Here is a 21,731-nt window from a genome sequence, read left to right as displayed (position 1 = left end):
TAGGCACTTTGATTTATGCGCTAATACGTGTAAAAACAAAGCCTAACGACTTTCTTAGTAACATTCGCTGTTTAACATTAATTACACTATAAACCGCAGGCCCAGTTAATAACCCTGCGATCGCCCAGCGCTTGCCAACTAGTCCAAAGCGACCCGCCACAATAGCGCTCATATAACCATTAATAATTAATAACGCGAATAAATACCAAAGCATCGCTTCTCACCAAGCACAACATAAAATCGGGGCGCTATATTACAAAAAAAAGCTCAAAAAATCGATGATTAATTGAGCTTTCAGGGTGAAATCTATACTAAACGTTTACTGAACAATAAACCTTAACTTGCGCTTGCCTGCTCTGTATAAAACGCTTCTTTAGCTTCTGCCATCGCGATTAATGGCTCGCACGGTGTAAAATGCTTATTGTATTCTGCAAATGTTGCTAAGCGCGATGCTAAATGCCCAGCACCTAACGAATCCATGTAACTAAATGGACCGCCTAGGAACGGTGGGAAACCAATACCGAATATCGCACCGATGTCACCATCGCGTGCACTTGCAATAATGCCTTCATCCAAACAGCGTGCCGCTTCGTTTAGCATTTGCGCAACACAACGCTCTGCAATTTCTTCTTTATTCAAGCGTGGGTTTTTACTAACGCCAAGCAATTCATAAACAGACTCATCGACTTTTTTATCTTTCTTATCGTAAACAAAAAAGCCTCGGCCACTTTTACGACCTAAGCGACCTGCATCAATTAAGCGTGAGAAAGCATCTGGCGCTTTAAAACGCTCACCCAGCTCTTTTTCAAGAATTGGGGCGATTTTAGAGCCAATATCAATGCCTACTTCATCAAGTAGTGTCATTGGGCCAACTGGGAAACCAAACTCTACTAAGGCTTCGTCAATCTTTTCAATTGGCTCACCAGCAAGTAATAAGTTTGCCGCTTCGTTAACGTAAGGCGCTAAAATACGGTTTACATAAAAACCCGCTTTGTCTTTTACAACAATCGGTGTTTTACCTTGCTTGCGTGCAAAGTTTACAACGCGTGCAATAGTCTCTTTCGCCGTTTTCTCATGAGGAATAATTTCTACCAGAGGCATTTTTTCCACCGGTGAGAAATAGTGAAGACCAATTACGTTTTCAGGACGCGCTGCATTTTCAGCAATTTGACCAATTGGTAACGACGATGTATTCGATGCGAAAATTGTATTTTCATTACAATTTTCTTCGATATCTGCAACCATGCTTTGCTTTAGTTTTAAATCTTCAAATACCGCTTCAATAGCGATATCGGTATTTTCAAAACCAGCGTAATCAGTGCCACCCGTAATGCGTGCCATTTGAAGCTGCAATTCAGCTTTAGATAAAATACGGCGTTTTTGCTTTTTGTTTAGAATTTTAAAGCTGTAGTTTAGTGCACCAGAAATGCCTTTTTGTGCAATGTCTTTCACACGCACACGGGCACCGGCTTTACATGCGCTCACATGTGCAATGCCCGCGCCCATTAAACCACCGCCTAACACAGCTACATTTTCTGTTGGCTGTGATTGCTCATTCCACTCTTTTTTCATTTCAGTGGTAGCGAAGAAAATACCGCGTAATGCTTTTGACTCTTTGCTTATTACCAAATCAGCAAAGCCTTGCGCTTCAATTTCATAGCCTTTAGCTGGTGCCATTTCAGCAGCAGCACGAATTGCTTTAATTATGGCAAATGGCGCTGGATAGTGACCGCCTGTTTTCTTCTCAACATTTTCAGTTGCTTTTTTGAAGATAATATTACGACCAAATGGGTTCGACTCGAGTAGTTGAGACACTTTACCAAGCTTAGGCTTAATACTCTTACGCTTGCCTTTAACAGCAAATTTAAGCGCCACATCAAGTAGTACACTATTAGGTACTACATCATCAACAAGGCCTGCTTTTTTAGCTTGTTTAGGACGCACTTGTTTACCTGTTAGTGTCCATTCAAGTGCTTTTTGAATCCCTACCAGCTTAGGTAAACGTTGTGTACCGCCACCGCCAGGCAATAAGCCTAACTGTACTTCAGGCAGACCTAACTTGGTATTGCTGGCATCACTGGCAACACGATAATCGCACGCCAGTGCAAACTCTAAACCACCACCTAAGGTTGCACCATTCATTGCTGCAACCGTTGGGAAAGGCAGTTTTACTAAATCAGCAAATACGCTGTGACACGTTTGTGATAAATACAGCGCGTCATCGCGAGTTTTAGCGTTATCCAGCATTTTAATATCGGCGCCTGCGATAAAGTTATCCGGCTTGCCGCTGATGAATACCATGCCTTTAATATTTTGCTCAACACCTTGTTTAATAACCGCATTAAGGTCATCAACAAAGCTGTCGCGCAGGGTATTCATTTTTTCCCCTGCTACGTCAATGGTGACAATCGCAATGTTGTCATCATTAACCTTAAAATCAAATACTGAGTTCGCTTGTTCAGCTGTCATACTATGCTCCCTCTAAAACGAATGCCGCACCTAAACCACCTGCAGCACATGCTGTTGTTAATGCAAGGCCACCGCCACGACGATTTAGTTCATTTAAACTTTGTGTAATTAAACGTGCGCCCGTTGCTGCAAATGGGTGACCATAAGCAAGTGAACCACCGTTTACATTAAACTTATCCATATCGATTTCGCCAATCGCCTTAGAACGGCCTAACTTCTCTTGGGCAAATTTATCACAGCCAAACATCTTCATGTTAGCAAGTGCTTGTGCTGCGAATGCTTCGTGCATTTCAATTAAATCAAGATCTTGTAACGTGATACCCGCTCTATCAAGCGCCATTGGCGTTGAGTGTGCAGGACCCATTAACATATCTTCATGTACATCAATTGCGCTAAACGCGAAGCTACGAATATAACCTAAAATTGGGTAACCAAGTGCTTTTGCTTTTGATTCGCTCATCATTAACACAGCTGCCGCACCATCAGTCAGTGGCGTTGCGTTTGCAGCTGTAACTGAACCGTGTTGGCGGTCAAATACTGGACGCAGTTTCGCGTAACTTTCTACGTTTGAATTCTCACGGATGTTGTTATCGCGATCTAAGAAACCTTTGTAAGGCGGCACATGTGCAGTCATTACTTCGTTGCTTAGTAAACCATCATTCCAGGCTTTTGCCGCAAGCGAGTGTGAACGATGCGCCATTGCATCTTGATCAGCTCGGCTAATGTTATGAGTTTTTGCCATTTGCTCTGCGGTTTGACCCATTGAAAGGCCCGTTGAGTATTCAGCTACCGCAGGTGGTACTGGCAGTAAATCTTTAAAGCGTAATTTAGAAAGAATTTTAAAACGCTGACCAAAAGTACGCGCTTTATTTAAATCAACAAGGCTACCTGCTAATTTTTTGCTTACACCGATAGGTAAAACAGACGATGAATCCGCGCCGCCGGCAATACCCACATTAACAGAACCGGCAATAATTGATTCGGCTACGTTAGCAACTGCTTGGAAACTAGTCGCACATGCACGTGATACAGAATACGCATCTACCGATACTGGCATGCCAGTACCCAGTACGATTTCACGCGCAATATTTGGCGCTTCTGGCATTTGAACAACCTGTCCAAAAACCAGCTGATCGATTTCATTTTTATCAAGATTCATGCGTTCAAGCATTTCATTTACAACCATTTTACCCATATCTAATGCAGGTACGTGGTGGAAGTAAGTAGCTTGTTTTGCAAATGGAGTTCTCAATCCGCTGACAACGGCAATTCGGTCGCCTTTTGTTGTTTTTAGTATATTTTGTTCAGACATAGGTTGTTCCTCTGGTTACAGGTCTGACCTGTTATCAAGTTTATTGATTCTAAACAAGGTATCTTTGTTTGCCAATAGCAAAACGTAAGTTTTTGTCAACCACTCTTGCCGACTTCCCTTTAGTGTGATCGTGGTAAAAGTCTTCTGCCAGCTATGCCTTTAATCCCAACATTCATTGAATAACATTTAATCACAAATTAAAACAAAGGATTACGGAGGCTCCCTGTTTTTTCACCGAAATAAAAGTAACAATTTCCACATTACAAACACGTTAGATGGAGAGCGCTATGAAGCTAACTCAATACATAAAACTGGAGCTAGGCACGCAATGGACCGCTAACACGATTTCAGAACAAACCCAAGGTGCACTTAGCAAGCGTACCGCTAATAATTGGTACAATGGTGAAAAACGTCCCATTCTGGAACTGGTTATCGACGGTTTAAAATACCGCAAAATGCAAAGCGAACAAAACAGCAACGAAAGCGCCTAATGCGCACATGTGTTGACATTATCACTGCAAAGCTGCATTTCCCATGCAGCTTTTTTTGAACTTTTTATTACTGCCACCATCTTAGCCTCTGTTGTTCTTGCCTCATAAAACAAATGCGAAGATCAACACACCTAATTTTTCCCGATACATTTATTAACGTAAGCCCTTGGCTTAACTAACAGCTTAAGTATAATCTAGCGGTTAAGAACTATTTAAGCCAATTAAAACAATAAGGATAGCGACTAACATGGCGGTATCAGCGTTTGTTCAGCTACAAAATTATTTAGACAGCCAAATCATTGGCCAACCAGAACTTACTCAAGCACTTTTACTAGCATTACTTGCTGATGGGCACTTACTTGTTGAAGGCCCTCCAGGCCTTGCTAAAACCCGCGCAGTAAATGCGTTGGCAAAAGGTGTTGAAGGCAATTTCCAACGCGTACAATTTACCCCTGATTTATTGCCAGCAGATATCACAGGAACCGATATTTATCGCCAGCAAACCAGCGAATTTGTGTTTGAAGCAGGACCGTTGTTTCATAACCTTGTACTTGCTGATGAAATTAACCGTGCGCCAGCAAAAGTTCAGTCAGCCTTATTAGAGGCCATGGCAGAAAGACAAATCACGGTAGGTAAAAAAACTTACCCACTGCCAGAGCTATTTCTTGTTATGGCAACGCAAAACCCGCTAGAGCAAGAAGGGACCTACCCGCTTCCAGAAGCGCAGCTTGACCGTTTTTTATTGCACCTTAGTATTGATTACCCAGACGCACAAAACGAGCTAGACATATTACGCCTAACACGCGGTGAGGCGCTGTCAGAAGAACAAGTTAAAGCACCACAAATTTCGCAACAAACCTTGTTTGAATCGCGCAAAAAAGTGCTTTCATTACATCTATCAGAACCACTTGAACGCTATCTTGTGCAGCTAATAATCGCAACACGCCAAGCTGAAAAGTTAAGCCCAGAATTAGGCCGCTGGATAGAATACGGCGCAAGTCCGCGCGCTACAATTGCGCTTGATCGCTGTGCCCGAGCGCATGCATGGCTCGCTGGTCGTGATTTTGTCGCACCTGAAGATATTCAAAGTGTATTTGCTAACGTGCTACGTCACCGCATTATTTTATCTTACGAAGCGCAAGCTGATGGCGTAAGCAAAGATGATGTACTAGCCGAAATAATCGCGCGCGTGGTGGCACCTTAAACCCATTATGAATACACAAACAGCACAACTCGCCGAACTGCAAAGTAATGGTGTGGAGCTCTCGCTCAATGAGTTGATGGCGTATCACAACAAAACCACCTTGCTTGAGCTAACGCCAAAACGCAAAGTGAAGCACCACAATGCGGGTCAATATCTTGCGCCACATAAAGGCCGAGGTATGGAATTTGCCGAAGTTCGACATTATCAACCGGGTGATGATGTACGTGCCATCGACTGGCGTGTTACCGCTCGTACCGGAATCGCCCATACCAAGCTATTTCAGGAAGAAAAAGAACGCCCCGTTTTTATTTTGACCGATTTTAGTGACAGCATGATCTTTGGCTCACAGCTGCTTTTAAAATCTGTACAAGCCGCTCATTTAAGTGCACTGATTGCATGGAGTGCCATTCAGCGCGGCGATCGCGTTGGCGGGTTAGTGTTTAATCATAATGCCCATTGGGAGCTAAAGCCCGCCTCACGCCAAAGCGCTGCATTAAAGCTGTTTCATAATTTGCAGCTTGCCCACCACGCGGCGTTAAGCAGTAAACTCGACGGCGAATCGCAAACACTAAATGATCAATTAAATCGTTTAGTACACTTAGCAAAACCAGGCTCCTTGGTATACCTCATTTCGGATTTTCATCATTTAAGTGAAGATATGGCAAAGCAATTACTGTTATTAACCCGTCACTGCGAGTTAATTGCCTGCCCTATTTTTGATCCTATGGAGCGCGCGCTGCCGAATGTTGGCGAGCAACTTTCACTAAAATCAGGTAATCGCCAAGCAAGTTTGCCGCTTGCTAATGCTAAATTTCGCGAAAGCTACGCGGCAAAAGCCAATGCCCAGCAAAATACGCTTTATCAGCTATTACATAAATCAGGGTTAGCGCTGATGCCTTTTAGTGCAGCGCAATCAATCACCGAACAATTAAAGGGATAATGATTTAATGGCGACACCAGCATCTCCGTTAGATAATTTGCATGATGTTATCGCACCTGCGACAGTGCCTTGGTGGCCTCTTTCGCTGCCCGCTATAGCAATCATTGCAGTAGTCCTATTGCTACTCGCTATTGCCAGCTATGCAATTTACCAACGTCTCCTACTCAATAAAGCTAAAAAACAAGCTATTAAAGAAAGTAAAGCATATCAATCTTGCAATTTAGATAATGTACAGGCATTGCATTTGTTATTGAAACGTCTTGTAAAACACTACTATGGTGCAGAAGCTGCCAGTCAAAGTGGTGAAAAATGGCTTGAGCTTGTCGCCGCAACATCGAAAACAATGCTCAGCAATGATGAGCTAATGCGCTTATATCAAGCCGAAAGTAATGAACCACTTACCGATTTCCATAACAAGCTGACACAGGCTATTAATCGTTTTAAAGTAAAAGGAGCGATTAATGTTTGAGTTTGCTTGGCCATTTGCCTTTTTATTATTGCCACTGCCGTTTTTACTGCGTAAGTTACAAAAAAACAAACAAGTCGCAACCGTCAGAACAACGGCGCTTTACCATAACCCAGTAGTGCAAACCGGTAACATATCGCAACCAACACGTTTTTCACTTTGGCCTTGGCTTATTTGGGCATGTTTATGTGTTGCCCTCGCCCACCCTAAGTACTATGGCGAGCCGATTCAGTTACCCAACGAAGGGCGTGAAATTATGCTGGCTGTCGATTTATCTACCTCAATGCGTGAGCAAGATATGCAATATCAGGGGCAGTACATTGACAGATTATCTGTAGTTAAAGCAGTACTTAACGAATTTATTACTGCCCGCACTGGCGATCGACTAGGCCTTATTTTATTTGCCGATACCGCTTTTTTACAAACGCCACTGACTCGCGACTTAACCACAGTAGCTAAAATGCTAGAAGAAGCGCAAATTGGCTTGGTGGGTCAAGCCACCGCAATAGGCGACGCGCTCGGCCTTGCTGTAAAGCGTTTTGCTTTAAAAGAAGACAGTAACCGCATACTTATTTTGTTAACCGACGGACAAAATACCGCTGGCAATTTAAGCCCTGAAGAAGCGCTGATCCTTGCTAAGGATGCGGGAATCAAAGTATATACCGTTGGTGTAGGTGCCGACAGCCAATCAAACTTTTTTGGCTTTCAAATGCAGCGTGGTAGCGCATTAGATGAAGGCTTATTAACAGAAATTGCACGTGATACCGGTGGCCAATACTTTCGCGCAACCGACGTGGCGAGTTTACAGCGCATTTATCAAATGCTTGATCAGTTAGAACCCATTAGCGATAACAGTGAAACCGTAAGACCGCAAAAAGCGTTGTTTTATATTCCATTATTTATCGCAGTGCTACTGCTATTCACGCAAACATTAGTAAATAGTATTCGCAGTTTAACAACACGGAGTGGCGCATGACGTTAGAATTTATTCGCCCTGAAGCCTTTTACCTATTACCGTTAGTAGCTTTCGTGATGGCATTGCAGTTTATTAAAAAACGTAAACATATTAGCAATAGTCCCATCGCCCCACACCTTGCACAATTTCTGTTAGATGGTGAAACCAAACAGAGCAAAACCAATTCTCTGTGGTTAAGCTTATTTTTGCTTGTCAGTGTTGTCGCTCTTGCAGGACCGAGCTGGCAATCACAACCGTTACCAGTTTATCAAAGCAAACATGCGCGCGTGTTAGTAATGGACATGTCTCGCTCAATGTACAGCCAAGACATAAAGCCAAACCGCTTAACACAAGCACGTTTTAAAGCACTTACACTGACCGATATTTTGAAAGAAAGTGACTTAGCACTTGTGGCGTACAGTAACGATGCTTACACCATTTCACCACTCACGTCAGATCACCAAACACTTGCCAACCTCATTCCGAGTTTAAGCCCAGAAATTATGCCGGTGCCGGGTAGTAATACCTATGCTGGTATCAATTTAGCGGTCGAGTTACTCAACCAAGCAAGCGTGACCAATGGTGAGATTTATTGGATCACTGATGGTATTGATGATTTTGATGAAAGCCGTGACATCGAGAAACTACTAAATAAGCACAATATCAAACTCAATATCTATGCGGTAGCAACCGAACAAGGCGCGCCAATTCAATTGCCAAACGAAGGTTTTTTAAAAGATAACTACGGGCAGATTGTCATTCCAAAAGCCAACTTTAGCTTGTTACAACAACTTGCCTCAAATACAGGCGGTCAGTTTAATTACTATCAAGTAAGCGATGCCGATCTTGCGCTATTTAAGCCTACAAACACTAACCAAGACGATGTGGTAAAGCGTGAGCAAACCAGCCAACAACCCATTGATGGCGGTATTTACTTAGTATTTTTACTTATACCACTCGGTTTTATGATGTTAAAACACCAACCTAAATTTTTATTAGGCCTTTGCTGCCTATTTATATTTAAACCAAGTGTCAGTTACGCATTGTCACTACCGAGCTGGTTATTAAATGACGAGCAAAAAGCGCATCAAGCCTATCAACAGCAAGATTATAAAGCCGCAAGTAACGCTAAGACCGCCAATTTATCAGGCTCTGCGCTTTACCAACAAGGTGATTTCGAAAACGCGCTCAAAAAGTTTAAGCAAGATAGCAGCGCTGAGGGGCTTTATAATCAAGGTAACGCCTTAGCAAAATTAAATCGTTTTGATGAAGCGATTGACGCTTATGACAAAGCCTTAGCCCAGCAACCTGAATTCAAGCAAGCGCAAGAAAATAAAGCCTTATTAGAAGATTTGAAGCAACAGCAGCAAAATCAACAATCTCAAGATGGTGAAAACCAAGAGCAAGATAAACAGCAACAAGGCGACAATCAGCAACAACAAGACCAACAATCTGGCCAACAAAACCAGCAAAATGGTGAGCAATCTGAATCTCGAGACCAACAAAATCAAAATGGCGAAAAAAGCGAAGGTGAAAAGCAAGAAAATAACAATCAGCCGGATATGAAAGCTGAAAATCCACCTGAGCAACAAGCAGCCCCTTCAGATAAAGAGTCTGAACAACAGCCAGAGGGTGAAGCAGAGCAACAAGCAGAGCAGCAAGCTAAACAACAGCAACAAGCAGAGCAGCAAATGCCACAACAGCAGGCTACGCCAGCGCCCGAGTTAACCCCAGAAGAAAAAGAGCAAGTCCAGATTATTAATCAGCTACTACGCAAAGTACCGGATGATCCGGCTATTTTGTTACGCAATAAAATGAAATTAGAAAGTCAAAAAAGATATCGTCAGCGCATCCAGCAGCAAGGAGTTGAGAAGTCATGGTAAGTCGCTTAGTTGTTTTAGTTAGCCTTGTATTACTGCCTTTGCAAGCGATAGCTGCACTCACTGCCAGTGTTGATCGCAACCCAGTATTAGCGGGTGAGTTCTTTAATTTGACAATTCGTGCTGAACAAAATGTAAAAGGTGAGCAACCCAATACCACACCACTATTAAAAAACTTTGTAGTGGGTCCTACATCAGTGCGCAGCAACACCAGCATAATTAACGGCCAAGTAAATCACACCACACAGTGGCAAGTGGAGTTAATGGCACGTAACCCTGGCACGTATGAAATACCCAGTTTTTCTGTTGCCAACATGCAATCTAATCCGCTTAGCGTTAAAGTCGTGCCATCATCAACCGCTGATAATCAAAGTAAAGATGTGTATATCGAAACAAGCATGCAAAGCGACACGTTATACGTGCAGCAAGCTGGCGTATATACCGTTAAATTATTCCTTGCCAACGACTTAACTGAGGGGCAATTAGGCTCTCCAGAGCTAGAAACCGCTAATGTATCCCAGCTTGGTAAACAAAAAGAGAGTTACGAAATTATTGATGGCATTCGCTATTTAATTATTGAGCGTAATTACCTTATTCAACCGCAAAAAAGTGGTCAATACACTATTAAGTCGCCTTACTTTAAAGGCCGAATTCGCGACAATTACCGCACTCGTGCGGCAAGTGCTGTGGGTAAAGATATTCAGTTAACGATTAAACCTATTCCACAAAGTAGTTCTGGCAACTGGTTACCAAGTGAACTTGTGACCTTAAATGAAGAGTGGCAACCAGAAAAGCAGAGCTATCAAATTGGTGAACCAATTACCCGTACCATTACTGTTACGGCACTTGGCATTACTAAAGAACAATTGCCTGAAATCAATTTGCCAACAATTAATGGCGTGCGCAGCTATTCAGACCAAGCGGAAAGCAATAACCTAGTACGCAATGGTAAAGTTATTTCACAAAAAGTTGAGTCATTTGCGCTTATGCCTCAAGCTCCGGGCAGTTATACTTTGCCTGAGGTTCGCGTACCTTGGTTTAACATTATTACCAACCGCACAGAGTACGCCACACTTCCTGAGCGCAAGTTAACTGTGGTTGGTGACCCTAACTTTGTGCAACCAGCCATCTCTGCGCCAATTCAGAACAATACGTTACCTGAAAGTACGCAAACAAACACAGCGAATCAAACCACGTTTGAAACCCCATTTTACTACTGGCCGCTAGCCATTCTGGGCTATGTATTGTGGTTAATCACCTTAGTTATTTGGTGGATAAAACGCAAACCGGCAACGCAAACAGGCAATAACGATGTAACGCCTAAGCAAAGCATAACCCCCTTGCCTCAACTCAAAGAAGCGTTAAAACAAAATAATCAACGCGCGTTTTATCATCAATTGGTAAAACTGTGTACGCTACATACAGGCAGCGCAGATTTAACTAAACTCAACAATATGGTGAACAACTCGCAATTTGCTGAGTCGGTAAATCACTTACAAGCAAATTTATACGCAGGTAAAAATCACGCGGTCGACCTAAAGTTTATTTACCAGCAGATAAATAATTTAAATAAAAAAACCAAAAGCGAGAATGAGTTAACCCAACTCTACTAAAATAGTTTCAATGTTTGGAAAGAAAAAACAGCAACGTCAGGTCTTAATTGACATGGCTGATAAACAAAAACGATATGAAGCGTTAGTGAATGTGTATCACAAAGAGCTATATCGCTTCGCATACTGGTTAGCAGGTGACCCAACGGTTGCCGAAGACCTTGTGCAAGAAACTTTTTTGAGGGCTTGGCGCTCGCTTGATTCACTACTTGACCAGCAAGCAGCTAAAGCATGGTTAATCACGATTTTACGTCGTGAGAATGCGCGCCGTTTTGAGCGTAAACAATTTGATTACAGCGATGTTGAGCAAGATACGCTATGCGATACGCAAACCCTCGATATGGAACAAAACGCAGAGCGTTCACAGCTGCAAAAACGCATAATGCAACTCGATGAAGAGTACCGTGAGCCCTTGCTTCTGCAAGTAGTAATGGGGTTTAGTGGTGATGAAATCGCATCCATTTTATCACTTAACAAAAACACCGTAATGACACGACTATTTCGTGCTCGCAACCAATTGAAAGACAATTTACAACCAAGTTTACAAAGGGGGATCAACAATGGATGAATTAGAATTACGACGTCGTTTATATGCTGATCCTAATACCAGCGACAAAGACGTGCTCGATGCACTTGAGTCAGACCCAGATGCACACGCATTTAGTAACGAGCTAAAAGCCCTTGATAACGACATTGAGCAAGCGCTTAACATCCCTGTGCCAGAGAATCTCGCTGAGCGCTTGGTGTTAAATCAGTCATTGCATGCGTTTCAAACTCAGCGTAAAAAAACACGTGTTCATTTAGCATTAGCAGCATCTGTGGCGTTTTTATTTGGCGTGTCGTTCACTTATTTAAATATGGGCGCACCGCTTAATTTAGAGCAACACGCACTTGCTCATGTTTATCATGAGCCAAGTTCACTCACCAATGTAAATCACAACTTTAGTTTACAAGAAGTAAATGCAAAACTTGCCAGCTTTGGTGGGAATTTTAGCGAATTACCAAATCAAGTAAGCTACCTTACGTTTTGTGATTTTAAAGGGCAAAAAAGCCTGCATTTGGTGTTTCAAACAGAGCAAGGCCCGATGACACTGTTTATTGTCCCAAGCGAGAATCAATATCGTACCGAATCTTACTTTTCGGACGAATCATTTGATGGTGCGACTTACCAAGGTCATAAAGCAAATCTCATTTTACTCGGCGAAAAAGGCCAAGCACTCTCACCTTACAATGACAAATTGCAAAATTCACTGCAATGGCGCATTTAATAAAAAATAGAGTGTAACTTAAGCAAAAAAACAGCAGGTATTAACCTGCTGTTTTTGTTTGGGCTGTAAGCTAAACGTTATGCCAACGCAGTTTGCAAAACGTTTTAGCCCACTAGAATGATTAGCTATTTAAGTGAACCGCTATTAGCCATAGGTATAACTTGCTTGTAAACCTAATTGTAAACCTAGGCCCCAGTAAGCAAGTAAGAACAAGGTCCAGCCAATCATAAAGGCAATTGAATATGGGATCATTAACGCGATTAATGTACCAATACCGGTATTCTTAACATACTTTTGACAGTACACCACCACTAGCGGGAAATAAGGCATTAACGGCGTGATAATATTCGAGCTTGAATCACCAATACGGTAAGCCGCTTGCGTTAAGTCTGGCGAAATGCCCAACTGCATCAACATAGGTACGAAAATTGGCCCTAATAGCGCCCATTTTGCACTACTTGAACCAACAAACAGGTTCACAAAACCGGTTAAGAAAATAATGCCCACCACAGTAACCGCACTTGGTAGTTGCATTGCTTTTAGTACTTCGGCACCTTCAATGGCGAGTAATGCACCAAGATTCGATTGCGAAAACGCAGCAATAAACAGTGCACAGAAAAACGCCATAACCACATAATACGCCATGCCATGCATTGCTTTGGTCATTGCATCTATCATGTCTTTACTTGATTTAAAGGTACCCACCACAAAACCGTAAACCGCCCCTGGGATCCAGAAAACCAAGAAAATAATCGGCACGATAGATTGCATCAGCGGCGCTTTAAAATCAGTAAGTGAACCCTCTTTACTGCGAAGTGGTGAGCTTTCGCCCCACGCAGCATAAGCAAGTAGTGCGAGACCTGCAATCATGACAGCTGAGGCAATGTAAAAGCCTTTACGCTCGGTGTCATTAATTTGGTCAAAGCTCGGTAAGTCATCAGTGTTACCATCCAGCTCAACCTTATTTAGACGCGGCTCGATAATTTTATCCGTGATATACCAGCCAAGTAACACGATAAATAAACTCGACGCCGAAGTGAAATACCAGTTATTGAGCGGATTAACTTCAATAGTAGGGTCAATAATTTGCGCTGCACTTTGCGTGAAGCTTTGTAGTAATGGGTCAATACCCGATGGAATAAAGTTGGCACTAAAACCACCACTTACACCGGCAAATGCTGCGGCAATACCGACTAATGGGTGACGCCCCATAGCATAAAATATAACACCCGCTAATGGAATTACTAATACATAGCCTGCATCTGTTGCGGTGTGGCTAACGATCGCAATTAAAATTACACAAGGCGTTAATAGTGCCTTTGGCGTGCGTTTTAACATTAACTTTAGGCCAGTGTTAATGTAGCCCGAATGTTCCGCGACCCCAACACCTAGCATTGCAACAAGTACAACACCGAGCGGCGCAAAGCCGGTGAATGTTTTAACCATATTCGCTAAAAAGGCGGCAAGGCTATCACCAGTAAGTAAGTTATTAACAACTATCGCTTCGCCGGTGCGTGGGTCGATTGCTGAAAACGTGTAATTTGAAAAAATTGCAGATAGTACCCAAATCAACAACATTGAGAACAAAAATATCATTGCCGGATCTGGCAATTTATTTCCTACATACTCAATACCATTAAGAAATTTATCTATGGGTTTTACTTTTTGTGTCTGTGCATCAGTGTTACTCGATGACATGGTATTTCCCTAATAGTTATTATTCTTGCTAATTTATCATAAACGATGTGGCGATAAAGGAAACTTAATTTCTTTTAACGTGTCGTTTATTTTGCGTTTATATTCTAATTTCACGGTGCTACTATGCGTGCCTTTTAACGATTTGGTGAATTTTATGCAGGTAATAAAAGAGTTTAATTTTGTTGATGAACTCGCGCTCAATCAGCATCAACGCATATTGCGCCCCGCTACACGTGCTATTGTAACCAAAGGCCAAAACATTTTATTACTACACACCGAACGTTATCGTGATTACTCTTTGCCCGGTGGTGGAGTTGATCATGGTGAGAGCTTGCAGCAAGCGTTAATTAGAGAGTTAACCGAAGAAACCGGCGCACGGGACATTGATAATATTACGCCATATGGCTTAATTCGTGAGTTTCGTGCTAATTACAAACAAACAGATCAATTAACCGAAATGCTCTCCTATTGCTTCACCTGCACAATTGACGATGAATTTGACCAGCAAAATTTAGAAGATTATGAAATTGCCAATGGCATGACGGTGCACTGGGTGGATATAAATAAAGCCATTGCTTACAACAAGCAAACAATGGCTGAATCAGATAAAAAAGGCATCAGCATAGTACGCGAAACTTTTTTACTTGAGCATATTGCAGAAAATTTGCTTAATCCTTCGTGCGGATAAGTAAGACTAATTAGTGAAGCGCCGCTGTATGCGGCAGCTTTGCACAGATTTCTGCTTCAGCGTGTAAAATTTCTTCTAAACGCGCATCCACTTCAGCTTTATCAAAATATTCGTACGCCAGCTCAACAAACAAAAATGCGTGCTTTTCTTCTGATTTTGCGATGGTAACGTAAAAGTCTTTTTCTTTACCCTCTGCAAGTGCTTCAGCAACCAAAGAGAAACGCTCGTAACCACGGGCTTCAATCACCGCAGCAACCAGTAATCGGTCGAGTAAAAATACGTCTTTACCTTGGCGAAACAATGCACGTAAATCTTTTACATACGAATCTTTAGTGTCTTTGCCTAGAGTAATATCGCGCTCTAGCAGAATTTTCACTACTTGCTTAAAGTGGATCATTTCTTCAAGCGCTAAGTCAGTCATTGCACGTACTAATTTACGGCGATCTGGGTAATGCGACAGCATTGATAGTGCCATGCCCGATGCTTTTTTCTCAGCGGCTGCGTGGTCTTGTAAAAAGGTATCAAAATCGGCCATTACCGCTTCAGTCCAAGAAAATGGCGTTTTGTATTTCAGTTCAAACATACTTGGCTTAATGTTAGTAATTCAAATTAGCCGCAGTTTAATGGTCAGCATCAAAGATGTCTATTTTAAATCCGCTTTACCATTACGTGTTGAGTCGAGTTTAAGTGGGCTTTTGATTTGCTTCCACGCCGTAACTTTGCCGTTTACGTTGAGCTGTTCAAAACCGCCTTTCTCTTGTTTACCCAGAAACGAACAAAATTGCTGATAACTGTTATCATCAGACAAGTTAACCACTAAGTGCTGGTTATCGATGCGCTGAAAAAAGTCCATTACTTTGGTTTTATGCGATAAATAACACTGTGTTAAATGCGCATCATCTAACATTGTTTGCTTATTAAGCGGATAAAAAACCTCGCCATAACAGCGTTTTAAGCTTGGAAAAAAACCACCATGTTCAGTTAGCAGCCTATCTGCCATACGCGTTAACAATACTTTGATTGATGGCAACCAGCTTGCTAAATCCCGCTCAAGGTAAATAAACTTTGCCGTAGGATATTGCTGTAGCAGCGCCTCATAATCGTTAAAAACCGGTGTGTCTGCGACAAACTCAGCACTATCTAACGTTGATTGAATATACACTGTATGCGCCGTTTTAAAGCCTAATGCGAGCGCAGCGGCACACACACTCGTTGTGCCAGTGCGGGGTAAGCCTAAAACAAAGATTTTCTGACTGCTAATAAGACACCTCTTGAGTGGTCTGATGAGTTGCGATAAGCTGAATAATATCACGTTTAAACAATGCGCTTATTATGCAACTACATAACTTAAATGGACACATACAATCGATCTATTTAGTAGAATATCCAGATAAATTAATGCTGTTGGACGGCTGCTGCCGCGCGGATTGTGAACTCGTTGCACGCTTTATTACACAAGAGCTAAAGCGTCCATTATCGGATCTAAAATTGATTATGGTTACGCATATGCATCCTGATCATGCCGGTGGTGCACACAAACTGCGCCGTATGACAGGTGCAAAAATCGCCACATCAAACGCACCTGGTCATTGGTATCAAGGCTTTGATGGCATTATGATGCACATTACCGATATTTTATTGGCGCGTTGGGTTGCCAATCGTAAAGGTAAAAAACAAGCTTTTATGTGGTACCCACGTAAGCTTAAGGCCGATATTTATTTGCCTGATGGTGTGAGCATTCCTGATTTTGATGAGTGGCAAGTACATCATAGTCCAGGCCATACTGACAGAGATATTTGCTTGCATCACATTCCCAGCAATATGATTTACGTCGCCGACCTTATGGTGAATGTAAAAGGAAAGCTGATCCCGCCTTTTCCAGTTTTTTACCCCAAGCGCTATCTTAATTCATTATTGATGCTAAAAACTTTAAAGCCAACCTCAGTGCTACTTGCCCATGATGGCAAAATAAATTTCGCTGACATTGATTTTAATTACTTACTAAAAAAAGCGCCAAGTATCCCGATGACACATTGGCGCTCTGTAAAAAGTAAGTTAAAGCAAATTACTAAAAGTTAAAGCCTAAGGCTTATTAACCACACAGCTGTTATACAATGTCATCCATTGCTCATAGCTGAGAGATGACGCTGTCTGACAAGTTTGCGCTTTAATTTCTTTTAGCTTGCCCGATACACAACCGGGTCTGAAATCGTGACGCATTGCAAAACGCTCTACCTCATATTGCTGCATTTCGCTCATGTAGGTCACAGGATAATGCTCACCATTACATTCGATTTGGTTGCTATTTCTTGGCACAGTACTACACGCACTTAACGCGACAATCGCGCTTACCAAAGCCAATAATTTATATAATTTCATGCTAACTTCCTTGCAGTTTTTCAATCACTACGCCAAGTTTTTCAATGCGTTGGCTCATGCCTAAAATAATGCGATCTTTTATCTTATCGCGAATTGCGTAAGGCAATTTTTGCATTGCAGTATGTGAAATAGCCAACACGATAGTTTCAGTGTTCGCTTTGGCATTAATACTGCGACTATGTGTTTCGACAAATGATCCTTCGCCAACAAAATCGCCAGGCTGAATAGAAACAAGCGATGGTTTATGCTGCTGTTTAAACAACACTAGCTCACCAGACAACACAATATAAAGGTGATTATCGTGTTCATTTTGTCTAAATACCATTTTGTCTTTTTTGAACAAATGCAATTCAGAAAATGATTCAACCACCATTTGCCTTTCTGCTAATGTAAGCGTTTTAAAAAATGGCAGGCGGTTAACCAACTCCATTTTTTTGATTAGGGGAATTTGTGTGATCAGTGCCACTAATTCTCTCCGTTACAACGCGTTCAAGTAGTTTAACCCGCCACGAATTGCGGCAACTTGCGCATCAATGCAATTTTGCTCATCCGCTTTAGGGCTATCCGGATAAACTTCTGTGGTAGTAACATATGTCGCATCAGTAATACCAGCGCACAGAGATAAACCTTTACAGTCGTAGTTGCATACGCCAAATTGTGAAATCGCTACGCCGATTAATTCACCATTTTCATCCGCCGGCGCAATATGAGTGACTTGTTCAACTGACTCAATAATGGCTTTTTGAAACGCCGCTTCTGGACGTTTTGAATCGCCTACCAAATAAAACCCATCAGGAATATTCCAGTTAGTGTGCTGAACGCCATCACGCGCTGCTAATGCGGGGCGAAATTCAGAATTGTCGGTGTCTGTGGTTTCATGCAAATCGATATGCATCAAAAAGTCACAGTTAAGTTTGCTTAAGTAATTTAATACCGCTTGAGATTCAGGAGCAGGTGAATCATTAAAGAAAGACCGATTTGGATCAACGGCATAGGAATTCCAACGATTAATGGTTTCAAATCCCCACGGGCTAATACAAGGTAAAATCACAAAATTAAACGCATCTTCAAAGTCTTTGACATCGTTTTTAGCAAATGCCAGTGCACCCATTACGCCGCTAGTTTCGTAACCATGTACTCCACCTGTAATTAATACACATGGCTTATCTTGTTGCCAAGATTTAGAGCGCAGAGCAAACAGAGTAAGATCATCACCGTAAGGCAGCTGCCCATAGCTTTCAATATCAAATGCATCGGTTAGTTGGTTTATTTGTGAAACCACCAGCTGATTGTAATCACGCTTTTTTTGTTGCTGATTTAACCATTGTGACTTTTCTGCGTCATTCCACTTTTGGCCAGGAATACCTATTGGATAATGTGAACTCAAACTACACCTACTATTCAAAAATACAGAGTTACTATCATATCAACTGGCTGAATAAATGACATAAAAAAAGCGGCCATTGCCGCTTGTATTAATATCTGTCGCTCTTTGCTGCGCTACTTTTGCTTTGTTTTAACGCATTTGTATTGCAACGTTCGATTTATCGCCTCGCAATCTAAACGAACATCGAGAAACGGTTTGCGCCTCGCTGCGTGCGGGCAACAAAACGAAGACTAAGCTCAACACGACCTGCTATAAGATGCCAATATTTGGCGTTGCACGATACATATCTTTTTTCAACGAAATCATCAGTGAGTTAAGTTGGTCATTCGGTTTTAAATCAGACTTCTGCACTTTTTCGCTGTAGTTGTAGCGTTCTTTTAACTCTTCGGTCACGGCCGCTAACTTATTACGTGCCATACGAGACTTAGCCGCGAAGTTTGAAAATTCATCAGGCTCAATTGTGTAACCTTCGTATGCCTTTAATAGGCGATGACAATCTTTTGCGATGGCGTAATCTCTAATTTTTTCATCTAGTACCATGCACGTATTATTAACTAGTTCGTAGCGCCATAAGTTCTTTTGCTGCCAAGCGTACATATCTGGTTTTAACATTTGTCTGGCTTTTTCAGCACGAACACCTGCTAGAATTCGGTCGGCGTCTTGTTCTATTTGTTTTTTATCCGCGTAAAAATCTTCCTTATTGGTCTCACTAGCCTGAACCAATATAAAAACAATTTCTTGTAGTTCTTGATACTCACGTGCGATGGCTCTATCTAACCATTTTCTTAATTCTGGATTGTTATTTTTCTTCTTAACATTTTTACCTTCGTCAACCGCATGTAAAACCTGCGCGTTGTATTTTACTTGCTGTATTACCGAGTAAATATCCCATGTATCTGCGGTAGTGGTATACATAAAGTCTGCAGCTTGTTCATTTTTAAAATAGGGCTCAATGCGACGATATAGCCCAGTGACATCCTCTAGTTTCTTGGCACTCACTACGGCTTGATAGTCAGACTCATCGGTATAGTATGCATCACGGGCAAGAAAGCTATGGTGGTACGAGGAAAAGCGGTCTTTCTCAGTTTTACTTTGCTGAAGTAATTTATAGCTTGTGCTAATTTTTTGATACAGCTCTTGGTGCTGCTTCGAGCGATCTTTCGTAAGCTCAATTGTCAGTAGCTTTTCGTGTAGGTTTTTATTTTCTAAATTACGTTTAACAAATTCAATGTTATCCAAGCTATCGGGATCGCCACAACCAAGTAAAGACAAAGCTAAACATGCCGTAATTGTTAATTGTTTCATACTACCAACCTTATAATTGTTATCTTCCTCAACCTCGATACAAAAAATTAACAATTATTACAGTTGAATTCAATATAATTTATCTTAGGTACAAGAAATATAGAGTTTAGACTCTAATTGTCGTTTATATTTATATAGGGGAAATGCCGACTAAATGGCCGACTGTTAACCCCAAAATGAATTAACAAGCAAGCCATTACTGTGAACTTATTTAGTTGTTTAGATTATACTTTTTCATCTTTTCAACTAACGTTGTGCGCCTTACACCAAGCACTTCAGCAGCGCGCGCTACCACGTTTTCATTGCGCTCAAGTGCTTGTTCTATTAAACACACTTCTAACTCTGCTAAATAGCTTTTTAATTCGATACCTTCTACAGGCAGTACTGCGGGTTGACTTGTATCAAGTGGCGCATCAAAAGCATCGGTGTCGTTTTCCTCAAATTCACCAAAGCCTTCACTAAAAATATCGTTGAGGGCCTGACGCTCTAAAATTTCTTCTGGATACTCAGGAATATACTCTTCCACATCAATATGCTGATATTTTTTTGGCAGATCAGACACATCAACCACTTTTTCAGGAAACATAATTTGCATACGCTCTACTAAATTAGAGAGCTCCCTAACGTTACCTGGCCAGCTATGTTCTTTTAAACTATCAAGCGCTCGCTCGGTAAACTTTACATTTGCACCACCAACTGCAACGTTGCGCTTAATCAACTCTTGCAATAATAAAGGAACATCATTTTTACGTTCACGCAGCGATGGATTTTCAATAGGAAATACATTCAATCGATAATATAAGTCTTCACGAAACGCGTCTTCTTCAATCATGGTTTCTAGATTGCGGTGCGTGGCTGCAATGATACGAACATCCGCTTTTATTGGCTTGCCGCCACCAACGCGTTCGTATACACGCTCCTGCAAAACTCGCAGTAGCTTAACCTGCATTTGGCTTGGCATATCACCGATTTCATCAAGGAATAAAGTTCCCCCTTGTGCCATTTCAAATCGCCCTTTGCGCGTAGAAATAGCCCCAGTGAATGCCCCTTTTTCATGGCCAAATAACTCACTTTCCAGTAAATCACCGGGAATTGCGCCACAGTTAACCGGAATAAATGGCCCATTGTTGCGATTAGACAATAAATGAATATTGCGTGCGACAACTTCTTTACCTGTGCCCGACTCACCTAAAATAAGTACATTCGCGTTTGTTTTTGCAACTTGTTGGATTAAAAAACGAATATGCTCAATTTCAGACGTCGCGCCAATTAAGCCGTCAAAGCGTTTTTCATTCTGCGAATTGGTTAAGTTAGGTAAATGACGTTTGTATTCTTGGCAGTCGCGCAGCAATTCAGTCGTTGGCGCATAAGCAAAGGGCTCCGCTAAAATGCCAATCACATTAGCCAACGATAATAGCGGTCGTAGCGTTTCACCAATTAGAATAAAAGGAGTCTCTGGCTGGCTTTTTATCAGCGTTTCATGGTCATGACCTGTTAACGCACCTAAACATACCGTTTCCACATGATGCAATGCTGATTCTTGCACGTCTGTTGCTGTTGCCACTTTCGCGTGTTCTCCAATAAAACACAGTGATGCAACTAACTTATTTGCTCGATTCTCGTTTTCGTCAATAACCCAAGTGGAATTGGTAAAGCTCATATACGGGCACAATTATAAT

Annotated in this window: 22 protein-coding genes; 11 read left to right on the top strand and 11 right to left on the bottom strand. The window is 41.8% G+C overall.

Annotation, left to right across the window (positions count from 1 at the left end; all coding sequences use genetic code 11):
- Positions 1-13: 13 nt before the first annotated feature.
- From L1068_RS09635 to fadI, 3 genes are all read right to left on the bottom strand, one after another.
- Positions 14-214 carry a hypothetical protein gene (locus L1068_RS09635; RefSeq protein WP_237130074.1) on the bottom strand — a complete coding sequence of 67 codons (201 nt, stop codon included), beginning with the start codon at positions 212-214 and terminating at the stop codon, positions 14-16.
- Positions 215-336: 122 nt separating this feature from the next.
- On the bottom strand, positions 337-2,469 hold the full coding sequence (gene fadJ / locus L1068_RS09630; protein WP_237130073.1) for a fatty acid oxidation complex subunit alpha FadJ: 2,133 nt from the start codon (positions 2,467-2,469) through the stop codon (positions 337-339).
- A 1-nt stretch (position 2,470) separates the two neighbouring features.
- Positions 2,471-3,781: an acetyl-CoA C-acyltransferase FadI gene (gene fadI, locus L1068_RS09625; protein WP_100912945.1), complete on the bottom strand. Its 1,311-nt coding sequence runs from the start codon at positions 3,779-3,781 to the stop codon at positions 2,471-2,473.
- 287 nt (positions 3,782-4,068) lie between these two features.
- On the opposite strand from fadI, the gene L1068_RS09620 reads away from it, so the two are divergent.
- The 9 genes from L1068_RS09620 to L1068_RS09580 all read left to right on the top strand — a co-directional run bounded on the left by L1068_RS09620 (position 4,069) and on the right by L1068_RS09580 (position 12,595).
- Entirely contained in the window at positions 4,069-4,272 is a 204-nt protein-coding gene (locus L1068_RS09620; RefSeq protein WP_010560689.1) for a hypothetical protein, read from the top strand.
- Positions 4,273-4,519: 247 nt separating this feature from the next.
- Complete coding sequence (locus L1068_RS09615; protein WP_237130072.1) at positions 4,520-5,476, top strand: AAA family ATPase; 957 nt, start codon at positions 4,520-4,522, stop codon at positions 5,474-5,476.
- 7 nt (positions 5,477-5,483) lie between these two features.
- Positions 5,484-6,416 (top strand): DUF58 domain-containing protein, encoded by a 933-nt coding sequence (locus tag L1068_RS09610; RefSeq protein WP_237130071.1) that lies wholly within the window; start codon positions 5,484-5,486, stop codon positions 6,414-6,416.
- A gap of 7 nt (positions 6,417-6,423) precedes the next feature.
- A complete protein-coding gene (locus L1068_RS09605) occupies positions 6,424-6,885 on the top strand; it encodes a DUF4381 domain-containing protein (protein ID WP_237130070.1) in 462 nt (153 codons plus the stop codon).
- Positions 6,878-7,858 carry a VWA domain-containing protein gene (locus L1068_RS09600; RefSeq protein WP_100912941.1) on the top strand — a complete coding sequence of 327 codons (981 nt, stop codon included), beginning with the start codon at positions 6,878-6,880 and terminating at the stop codon, positions 7,856-7,858. Before L1068_RS09605 ends, L1068_RS09600 begins: the two co-directional genes overlap by 8 nt.
- Complete coding sequence (locus L1068_RS09595; protein WP_237130069.1) at positions 7,855-9,720, top strand: VWA domain-containing protein; 1,866 nt, start codon at positions 7,855-7,857, stop codon at positions 9,718-9,720. Before L1068_RS09600 ends, L1068_RS09595 begins: the two co-directional genes overlap by 4 nt.
- A complete protein-coding gene (locus L1068_RS09590; protein WP_237130068.1) occupies positions 9,714-11,330 on the top strand; it encodes a BatD family protein in 1,617 nt (538 codons plus the stop codon). Before L1068_RS09595 ends, L1068_RS09590 begins: the two co-directional genes overlap by 7 nt.
- 10 nt (positions 11,331-11,340) lie before the next feature.
- Positions 11,341-11,895, top strand: coding sequence for a sigma-70 family RNA polymerase sigma factor (locus L1068_RS09585; protein WP_010560696.1), 555 nt, complete (start codon positions 11,341-11,343; stop codon positions 11,893-11,895).
- Positions 11,888-12,595 carry a DUF3379 domain-containing protein gene (locus L1068_RS09580; protein WP_054978513.1) on the top strand — a complete coding sequence of 236 codons (708 nt, stop codon included), beginning with the start codon at positions 11,888-11,890 and terminating at the stop codon, positions 12,593-12,595. The genes L1068_RS09585 and L1068_RS09580 overlap by 8 nt, the downstream gene beginning before the upstream one ends.
- A gap of 144 nt (positions 12,596-12,739) precedes the next feature.
- Here L1068_RS09580 and L1068_RS09575 read toward each other — a convergent pair whose 3' ends face one another.
- Positions 12,740-14,293, bottom strand: a complete 1,554-nt coding sequence (locus L1068_RS09575; RefSeq protein WP_100912936.1) for an AbgT family transporter — start codon at positions 14,291-14,293, stop codon at positions 12,740-12,742.
- A 154-nt stretch (positions 14,294-14,447) separates the two neighbouring features.
- Between L1068_RS09575 and L1068_RS09570 the strand changes: the two genes are divergently transcribed.
- On the top strand, positions 14,448-14,981 hold the full coding sequence (locus L1068_RS09570; RefSeq protein ID WP_237130067.1) for an NUDIX domain-containing protein: 534 nt from the start codon (positions 14,448-14,450) through the stop codon (positions 14,979-14,981).
- Positions 14,982-14,991: 10 nt separating this feature from the next.
- Here the strand turns inward: L1068_RS09570 and L1068_RS09565 are convergent, their stop codons facing one another.
- Entirely contained in the window at positions 14,992-15,564 is a 573-nt protein-coding gene (locus L1068_RS09565) for a tRNA-(ms[2]io[6]A)-hydroxylase (RefSeq protein WP_054978515.1), read from the bottom strand.
- 60 nt (positions 15,565-15,624) lie between these two features.
- On the bottom strand, positions 15,625-16,293 hold the full coding sequence (locus tag L1068_RS09560; RefSeq protein ID WP_343221904.1) for a sulfotransferase family protein: 669 nt from the start codon (positions 16,291-16,293) through the stop codon (positions 15,625-15,627).
- A 20-nt stretch (positions 16,294-16,313) separates the two neighbouring features.
- Between L1068_RS09560 and L1068_RS09555 the strand changes: the two genes are divergently transcribed.
- Complete coding sequence (locus L1068_RS09555) at positions 16,314-17,060, top strand: MBL fold metallo-hydrolase (RefSeq protein WP_054978516.1); 747 nt, start codon at positions 16,314-16,316, stop codon at positions 17,058-17,060.
- A gap of 3 nt (positions 17,061-17,063) precedes the next feature.
- Here the strand turns inward: L1068_RS09555 and L1068_RS09550 are convergent, their stop codons facing one another.
- The 5 genes from L1068_RS09550 to L1068_RS09530 form a co-directional block, all read right to left on the bottom strand.
- Positions 17,064-17,360, bottom strand: a complete 297-nt coding sequence (locus L1068_RS09550) for a hypothetical protein (RefSeq protein WP_054978517.1) — start codon at positions 17,358-17,360, stop codon at positions 17,064-17,066.
- Between the two features lies 1 nt (position 17,361).
- Positions 17,362-17,826 (bottom strand): cyclic nucleotide-binding domain-containing protein, encoded by a 465-nt coding sequence (locus L1068_RS09545; protein ID WP_054978518.1) that lies wholly within the window; start codon positions 17,824-17,826, stop codon positions 17,362-17,364.
- 12 nt (positions 17,827-17,838) lie between these two features.
- A complete protein-coding gene (locus tag L1068_RS09540) occupies positions 17,839-18,747 on the bottom strand; it encodes a M14 family metallocarboxypeptidase (protein WP_237130065.1) in 909 nt (302 codons plus the stop codon).
- A 249-nt stretch (positions 18,748-18,996) separates the two neighbouring features.
- Positions 18,997-20,052 carry a hypothetical protein gene (locus L1068_RS09535; protein ID WP_237130064.1) on the bottom strand — a complete coding sequence of 352 codons (1,056 nt, stop codon included), beginning with the start codon at positions 20,050-20,052 and terminating at the stop codon, positions 18,997-18,999.
- A gap of 211 nt (positions 20,053-20,263) precedes the next feature.
- Positions 20,264-21,712 (bottom strand): sigma-54 dependent transcriptional regulator, encoded by a 1,449-nt coding sequence (locus L1068_RS09530; RefSeq protein ID WP_237130063.1) that lies wholly within the window; start codon positions 21,710-21,712, stop codon positions 20,264-20,266.
- Positions 21,713-21,731 lie beyond the last annotated feature (19 nt).

The sequence above is a fragment of the Pseudoalteromonas sp. MMG024 genome (assembly GCF_021654175.1).
Taxonomy (GTDB): Bacteria; Pseudomonadota; Gammaproteobacteria; order Enterobacterales; family Alteromonadaceae; genus Pseudoalteromonas.
This window is presented reverse-complemented; position numbering and strand designations above follow the sequence as displayed.

Excerpts from the sequence above, each read along its gene's own strand:
- L1068_RS09530 (WP_237130063.1), bottom strand. The coding sequence starts at position 21,712 with ATGAGCTTTACCAATTCCACTTGGGTTATTGACGAAAACGAGAATCGA.
- L1068_RS09555 (WP_054978516.1), top strand. The coding sequence starts at position 16,314 with ATGCAACTACATAACTTAAATGGACACATACAATCGATCTATTTAGTA.
- L1068_RS09605 (WP_237130070.1), top strand. The coding sequence starts at position 6,424 with ATGGCGACACCAGCATCTCCGTTAGATAATTTGCATGATGTTATCGCA.
- L1068_RS09635 (WP_237130074.1), bottom strand. The coding sequence starts at position 214 with ATGCTTTGGTATTTATTCGCGTTATTAATTATTAATGGTTATATGAGC.
- L1068_RS09535 (WP_237130064.1), bottom strand. The coding sequence starts at position 20,052 with ATGAAACAATTAACAATTACGGCATGTTTAGCTTTGTCTTTACTTGGT.
- L1068_RS09580 (WP_054978513.1), top strand. The coding sequence starts at position 11,888 with ATGGATGAATTAGAATTACGACGTCGTTTATATGCTGATCCTAATACC.
- L1068_RS09595 (WP_237130069.1), top strand. The coding sequence starts at position 7,855 with ATGACGTTAGAATTTATTCGCCCTGAAGCCTTTTACCTATTACCGTTA.
- L1068_RS09610 (WP_237130071.1), top strand. The coding sequence starts at position 5,484 with ATGAATACACAAACAGCACAACTCGCCGAACTGCAAAGTAATGGTGTG.
- L1068_RS09565 (WP_054978515.1), bottom strand. The coding sequence starts at position 15,564 with ATGTTTGAACTGAAATACAAAACGCCATTTTCTTGGACTGAAGCGGTA.
- fadJ (WP_237130073.1), bottom strand. The coding sequence starts at position 2,469 with ATGACAGCTGAACAAGCGAACTCAGTATTTGATTTTAAGGTTAATGAT.
- L1068_RS09615 (WP_237130072.1), top strand. The coding sequence starts at position 4,520 with ATGGCGGTATCAGCGTTTGTTCAGCTACAAAATTATTTAGACAGCCAA.
- L1068_RS09620 (WP_010560689.1), top strand. The coding sequence starts at position 4,069 with ATGAAGCTAACTCAATACATAAAACTGGAGCTAGGCACGCAATGGACC.
- L1068_RS09570 (WP_237130067.1), top strand. The coding sequence starts at position 14,448 with ATGCAGGTAATAAAAGAGTTTAATTTTGTTGATGAACTCGCGCTCAAT.
- L1068_RS09600 (WP_100912941.1), top strand. The coding sequence starts at position 6,878 with ATGTTTGAGTTTGCTTGGCCATTTGCCTTTTTATTATTGCCACTGCCG.
- L1068_RS09590 (WP_237130068.1), top strand. The coding sequence starts at position 9,714 with ATGGTAAGTCGCTTAGTTGTTTTAGTTAGCCTTGTATTACTGCCTTTG.
- fadI (WP_100912945.1), bottom strand. The coding sequence starts at position 3,781 with ATGTCTGAACAAAATATACTAAAAACAACAAAAGGCGACCGAATTGCC.
- L1068_RS09585 (WP_010560696.1), top strand. The coding sequence starts at position 11,341 with ATGTTTGGAAAGAAAAAACAGCAACGTCAGGTCTTAATTGACATGGCT.
- L1068_RS09575 (WP_100912936.1), bottom strand. The coding sequence starts at position 14,293 with ATGTCATCGAGTAACACTGATGCACAGACACAAAAAGTAAAACCCATA.
- L1068_RS09550 (WP_054978517.1), bottom strand. The coding sequence starts at position 17,360 with ATGAAATTATATAAATTATTGGCTTTGGTAAGCGCGATTGTCGCGTTA.